Source organism: Fictibacillus sp. FJAT-27399 (assembly GCF_001510655.1).
In the GTDB taxonomy this organism is placed as follows: domain Bacteria; phylum Bacillota; class Bacilli; order Bacillales; family Fictibacillaceae; genus Fictibacillus_C; species Fictibacillus_C marinisediminis.
In genome coordinates this window covers 163,552-169,814 of the sequence record NZ_LMVC01000003.1, presented here as the reverse complement: position 1 = coordinate 169,814, position 6,263 = coordinate 163,552, and the positions used below count along the sequence as shown (strand labels likewise).

Here is a 6,263-nt window from a genome sequence, read left to right as displayed (position 1 = left end):
GCTTGCACCAAAAAGTAGGCGTTCACGCCGGTAAGGCTCACCGCACGCCCCGCGGAAAGCGAGCAGCCGGGAACGGAAATCAACAGCTTACAGACTTCTTGGACAGCCCCTTTTGCTCAATAATCTTATAAGCTCCTCTTGATTTTCACGAACAGAAATCATCTCTTTTTCCATTACGTCCAATCTCTGTTTTAAAGGTAGCAATGCTTCATCAAGCACGTGCTGCAGCCTTTCTGCTTTTTCATTTTTAGTCATTTCCATAATTATCACTCCATCTCTATTTTTATCCTGCTTCTAAGTTTAAATCATGTACTCAAAGGAAGCTGTGAGCCAAGTCACATAAATCGTTACTTTTATGAAATTACAGGTGTAAAAGCCTGGTAATTAAAGCCACTTCGCTCATTTCTTCCGATCTATGTTATCCTAATTATCAGAATTATGTTGCGATAGTTAGGGAGATGTGGGTATGACAGATCAAAGAGAACTGCTTGAGCTTGAAATCGAAGGAATCATCAACGAATCTGGCGAGAATATCATCGTTACCGACAGCGAGGGATTTATTTTGCGTACGGTCAAAAACAGCGAGGAGATGTACGGCATCTCGTCCGAGGAGCTTGTCGGAACGTCCGTCAGAGAGCTCGAGCAGAAGAAAATCTTTAATCCGTCCGTGACACTAAGGGTAATCCAGCAGAAAAAGCCGGTCACCTTCATGCAGAAAACGGGCACCGGTAAGATCATCATGACCCGCGGTGTACCCATCTTTAATGAAGAAAACGAGATTAAGAGGATCATCAGTTTTTCACATGATATGACGGAAATTGAAGAACTGAAAAGCGAATACGAGAAACTCCGGCTGAAGATGATGCGTTATGAAAACGAAATCGAACAGCTTCGCGGCCGTGAAATTGTGCCATCCGGTGTGGTCATCAACAGCAAAGCGATGCAAACCGTGTGGGGACTTGTCCATAAGGTCGCAAAAAGTGACGCCACTGTCGTGCTTCAAGGAGAATCCGGTGTCGGTAAAACGGTATTCGCTAAAGCGCTTCATAACGGAAGTGACCGGAAAGACAAGCCGATGATCGAGGTGAACTGCGGGGCGATTCCTGAGAGCCTCTTTGAATCCGAGATGTTTGGATATGAAGCAGGCGCCTTTACCGGGGCGGCCAGCAAAGGAAAAATGGGGCTCATCGAACTCGCCGATCAAGGAACACTCTTTTTAGATGAAGTCGGAGAACTGCCGCTTTCCATTCAGGTCAAACTTCTCAAAGTGCTGCAGGAAAAGAAGGTAACCAGAATGGGAAGCACAAAGAGCCGGACCGTGAACTTCCGACTTGTCGCGGCAACAAACCGTGATCTCCAAGCGATGGTGAAGGCAGGCACCTTCCGGGATGACCTTTTTTATCGGCTAAATGTGGTGCCGATCTCCATTCCCCCGCTTCGGGAACGAAAAGAAGACATCCATCAGCTGACTGAAACCTTCTTGGACAAATTCAACGAAAAGTATGATACCGATAAAACGATGCACCCATCTGCGCTTAAAGCCTTCTGGCAGTATGATTGGCCGGGCAATGTGAGAGAGCTGGAGAACTTAATGGAACGGCTCGTCGTCACGCTCGAAAACAAGACGATCCTGCCTGACCATCTGCCGTTTACGCAAAAAGTGGAGGAAGATGGCGTTCCAGAATACGATGCACAGAGCTCTTCCCTGCAGGAGGCGTTGGAACATGTGGAAAGAAACTGGCTGCTTCGTGCCTGCCGAGACTGCAAATCTACCTATGAAATGGCAGACTATCTGGGGCTGAGCCAGCCGACTGTCGTTCGCCGTCTTAAAAAATACAATATCGATTCAAAAACGAATCATTGATTCTGAAACGAATCAAGATACGTAATGTTTAATTCACAAGTGAATTAAACACTTGTTCAAAACCTTAAATCACTGTTTGGCACGGAACTTGCAACTATCTTTTGAAAGCGCTTATAAATCTGAAAAGTGCAAACATACTGGCAAAGGGTGGTTATGATGGAAACTCAAAAATCCTATGGACAATTGGCAGAACTTGATAAAAAGTATTTTTTGCATCCAACAACAGCAATCAAGCAGCAGCAGGCAACCGGGCCTGATTTTATTTTAACGAAGGGCGAAGGCATCCGCCTTTATGATCTAAAAGGAAGAAGCGCCATCGACGGCCTCTCCTCTCTTTGGAACGTGAACATCGGGCATGGGCGCGAGGAAATCGCTCAAGTCGCTTACGAGCAGATGAAAACACTCGGCTACAGCTCTTGCTTTGCGACCTTCAGCAACGAGCCGGCAATCAAACTGGCCGCAAAACTGGCTGAGATCGCACCAGGCAATCTGACCGCGACCTTCTTTACATCAGGCGGATCTGAATCCAACGACACGGCCTATAAGCTCGCACGCCACTATTGGATCTTAAAAGGCCAGCCGGAGCGCAAGAAAATCATCTCCAGATCGCAGTCCTACCACGGGGTAGCGATGGGAGCGACAAGCGCGACTGGCCTCAAGCCGTTCCGTGATTTCACGAACTCCTTGGCTCCGGACTTTTATTATGTGGATCATTTTTCACCGCAAGCACTCAGAGACAAGATTCAGGAAGAGGGCCCTGAAACGGTTGCTGCTTATATCGCGGAACCGGTTCAAGGAGCTGGCGGCGTTCATATCGCACCGGATGGTTATTTTAAAGAAATCAGAAGCATCTGTGACGAGTTTGGCATCCTTTTTATCACGGACGAAGTGATTACTGCATTCGGCCGTACCGGTACGTATTTCGGAATCGACCATTATGATGTTGCGCCTGACATGATGTGCTTCGCAAAAGGGATCACAAGCGGCTATGCCCAGCTCGGCGGTGTCATGATCTCAGAAACGATGCACAACGATTTTATCGAGCTGTCAGAAGGAACGCTTCTTCACGGCTACACGTACAGCGGACATCCGATGGCCTGTGCCGTTGCATTGAAGAATCTGGAGATCCTTGAAAGAGAGAACTTAATCGATAATGCCCGTGTGATGGGTGAAGAATTACTGAAAGGCTTTAAACAGATCCAGTCAGAACGCTCGATTGTCGGTGACGTCAGAGCACTCGGCCTCATAGGAGCGGTTGAACTCGTGAAGAACAAAGATACCAACGAACGATTCCCGGAGCCACTCGCTCCAAAAGTATTGGCAGAAGCGGCGAAACGCGGGCTCATCATGCGTTCTGTTACGTTCGATAACCAGGATACGCTCGTATTCGCACCGCCGCTGATCATCAATAAACAGGAAATCAGCGAACTCATCCAGATTTTAAACGAAGCGATCGAAGCGGTAGAAAGCAAAGCCGTTTCAACATTTAACTAGAAACGACAGGAGGGATTTCATGCTATCACTGATCGAAGTAACCAACCCGGCAACAAACGCCGTAGTCGATACCGTACCGAACGGAGGACGAGAAGAAGCCCGTGCGTCAGCGGATGCCGCTTATATTGCGTTTAAAGGCTGGTCGAAACGAACCGCTGAAGACCGCGCTGCCCTGCTTATGAAATGGCACCAGCTCATTGAAGAATCCAAGCTGGAATTGGCCGAACTCATGACAAGTGAACAAGGAAAACCGTTAAAAGAAGCGATCGGCGAGATCACCTACGCCAACAGCTTCATTTCCTGGTATGCGGAGGAAGGAAGACGGGTGTATGGGCAAACCATTCCCGCTTCCCATCCAGACAAGCGAATCCTCGTGCAGAAGCAGCCCGTCGGTGTGATCGCCGCGATTACGCCATGGAACTTCCCGGCCGCCATGATTACGAGAAAAGTGGCTCCTGCTCTTGCTGCAGGATGTACGGCGGTCGTCAAGCCAGCGGAACAAACACCTTTAACGGCCATCCGGCTGGCTGAACTTGCTGTGGAAGCCGGCATACCAAAAGGCGTGCTGCAGGTCGTAACCGGAGAAGCAGCTGAGATCTCGGACGCCTGGATGGAAGACACACGCGTGCGAAAGATCTCGTTTACAGGTTCTACTGAAGTCGGCAAGCTGCTCATGCGGAAAGCTGCCGATACCGTAAAAAAGATTTCCCTGGAACTCGGCGGACACGCTCCCTTTATCGTGATGGAGGATGCCAATATTGAAAAAGCAGTACAGGGATTGCTCGCTTCCAAGTACCGAAACGCCGGCCAAACGTGCGTATGTACAAACCGCGTGTATGTTCAGGATTCGATCGCTGAGGAGTTCAGCACCGCTTTTGTAAAAGCTGTTTCAGCGCTAAAAGTAGGAAACGGCTTGGAAGACGGAACGGACATCGGGCCGTTAATTGATCTAAACGCTGTTGAAAAAGTACAGCAGCATGTGCATGACGCTCTGGAGAAAGGCGGAACGCTTGCTTGCGGCGGATCATCTCATGAGGGCTCCCTGTTCATGGAGCCGACCGTCATCACAAGCGCAACCGACGACATGCTCTGCATGAACGAAGAAACGTTTGGACCACTGGCACCAATCGCCACGTTCAAAACGGCAGAGGAAGTCATCGAGCGGGCCAACAACACACCTTATGGCCTTGCAGCTTATGTTTATACAGAAAACCTAAGCCAGGCACTCACCCTTTCCGAAGAGCTCGAGTATGGCATCGTCGGATTGAACGATGCCTTGCCATCCGTCGCTCAGGCACCATTTGGCGGAACGAAGCAAAGCGGATTGGGCCGGGAAGGCGGCCATTTTGGAATCGAGGAGTATTTGGAAGTGAAATACGTTTCCATCGGCTTATAGCATTTTGAACCATACTTTCACTATAAAAGTTAGGGAGGCGAAAACGATTGAAGAATAAAGAAGGACTGCAGAAACAACTGAAAACAAGGCACATCACCATGATCTCCTTGGGAGGCATTATCGGAGCAGGGCTGTTTGTCGGCGCAGGCTCCGTCATCAACTCTACCGGACCGGCCGCCGTCATGTCGTATGCATTTGCCGGCATACTCGTCGTGTTCCTTATGCGGATGCTTGGCGAGATGGCCGCCCGCAATCCGGACAGCGGCTCATTTGCCACCTACGCCCGTGAAGCCATCGGGCCATGGGCAGGATACACCATCGGCTGGCTCTACTGGTTCTTCTGGGTCATCGTCATCGCCATCGAGGCTGTAGCCGGCGGAGCGATTGTTCACGGATGGATTCCTTCCATTCCGATCTGGACATGGAGCCTCATCTTAACCGTCTTGCTCACCATGACCAACATCTTCTCCGTTAAATCATTCGGAGAGTTCGAATATTGGTTCGCATTAATCAAAATTGTCGCCATCACGCTCTTTATGGGAATCGGATTGGCGATCATCTTCCATCTGTTCCCGGGCATTAAATCTCCGGACACAGCCAACCTGGTCGGAAGAGGCGGTTTTGCTCCGAACGGATTAAGCTCTATTTTCCTTGGAGTAGCAACCGTCATCTTCGCCTACTTTGGAGCTGAGATTGCGGCCATTGCGGCAGGCGAATCAGAAGATCCGAAAAAGACGATCCGGATCGCCATCAAAAGTATTGTCTGGCGTATTCTCATTTTCTACATCGGTTCCGTCGCCATTCTCGTTACCTTGCTGCCGTGGAACTCAACAACTGCGCTGGAAAGCCCATATGTAACGATGCTGAAGATGGTCAACATTCCAGGTGCAGGCCTGATCATGAACATTGTTGTCCTGACGTCTGTGCTTTCCTGTTTGAACTCAGCACTCTATACGAACTCACGCATGATTTATTCTCTCGCTCAGCGTGGAGATGCACCCAAAGGATTCCTTAAGCTGAGCAAGCAAGGCGTTCCGGTCCGGGCGGTTTGGGCAGGAACCATCGTTGCCTTTATCGCCGCCATCTTTAACTTTGTATCACCGGACAAGCTGTTTCAGTTCCTTGTCAACGCATCCGGTGCCATCGCCTTGATCGTATACCTGGCGATTGCCATCTCGCACATCGTGATCCGGCGTCGAGCAGAAGCTAAAGGCGAAGCCCTTGAATTGAAAATGTGGCTCTTCCCGGGCTTATCGTACTTCGTGATCGCAAGCATCGTCGTCATTCTCGTGTCGATGGCATTTATCAGTTCCATGCGCTCACAGCTGCTCCTTACCTTGCTCGTAACAGCAGCGGTCATCGCTTCCTATTTCTTATTGAAAAAGAGAAATGAAGCCGAGAGAAGCCGTTATGAAGAAAAAACGGCGAGCCCGATGATTGATTAAATAAGGAAGCCCCGCCCTTTTGCTGGTTTGCTGGCTGGAGGGTGGGGTTTTTGCGGTTTTATGG

General features: G+C 49.5%; 5 protein-coding genes. 4 read left to right on the top strand and 1 reads right to left on the bottom strand.

What is annotated here, in order from left to right; all coding sequences use genetic code 11:
* Positions 1–87: 87 nt before the first annotated feature.
* Complete coding sequence (locus AR335_RS24185; RefSeq protein ID WP_156419016.1) at positions 88–261, bottom strand: hypothetical protein; 174 nt, start codon at positions 259–261, stop codon at positions 88–90.
* Positions 262–466: 205 nt separating this feature from the next.
* Between AR335_RS24185 and AR335_RS15025 the strand changes: the two genes are divergently transcribed.
* The 4 genes from AR335_RS15025 to AR335_RS15010 all read left to right on the top strand — a co-directional run bounded on the left by AR335_RS15025 (position 467) and on the right by AR335_RS15010 (position 6,199).
* Positions 467–1,864 (top strand): sigma-54 interaction domain-containing protein, encoded by a 1,398-nt coding sequence (locus AR335_RS15025; protein WP_062237421.1) that lies wholly within the window; start codon positions 467–469, stop codon positions 1,862–1,864.
* 153 nt (positions 1,865–2,017) lie between these two features.
* The gene (locus tag AR335_RS15020) at positions 2,018–3,358 is read left to right on the top strand and encodes an aspartate aminotransferase family protein (RefSeq protein WP_062237419.1); all 1,341 of its coding nucleotides are present in this window, start codon (positions 2,018–2,020) and stop codon (positions 3,356–3,358) included.
* 19 nt (positions 3,359–3,377) lie between these two features.
* Positions 3,378–4,754, top strand: coding sequence for an NAD-dependent succinate-semialdehyde dehydrogenase (locus AR335_RS15015; protein ID WP_062237417.1), 1,377 nt, complete (start codon positions 3,378–3,380; stop codon positions 4,752–4,754).
* A 47-nt stretch (positions 4,755–4,801) separates the two neighbouring features.
* Positions 4,802–6,199 carry an amino acid permease gene (locus AR335_RS15010; protein WP_082683548.1) on the top strand — a complete coding sequence of 466 codons (1,398 nt, stop codon included), beginning with the start codon at positions 4,802–4,804 and terminating at the stop codon, positions 6,197–6,199.
* Positions 6,200–6,263 lie beyond the last annotated feature (64 nt).

Excerpts from the sequence above, each read along its gene's own strand:
- AR335_RS24185 (WP_156419016.1), bottom strand. The coding sequence starts at position 261 with ATGGAAATGACTAAAAATGAAAAAGCAGAAAGGCTGCAGCACGTGCTT.
- AR335_RS15025 (WP_062237421.1), top strand. The coding sequence starts at position 467 with ATGACAGATCAAAGAGAACTGCTTGAGCTTGAAATCGAAGGAATCATC.
- AR335_RS15020 (WP_062237419.1), top strand. The coding sequence starts at position 2,018 with ATGATGGAAACTCAAAAATCCTATGGACAATTGGCAGAACTTGATAAA.
- AR335_RS15015 (WP_062237417.1), top strand. The coding sequence starts at position 3,378 with ATGCTATCACTGATCGAAGTAACCAACCCGGCAACAAACGCCGTAGTC.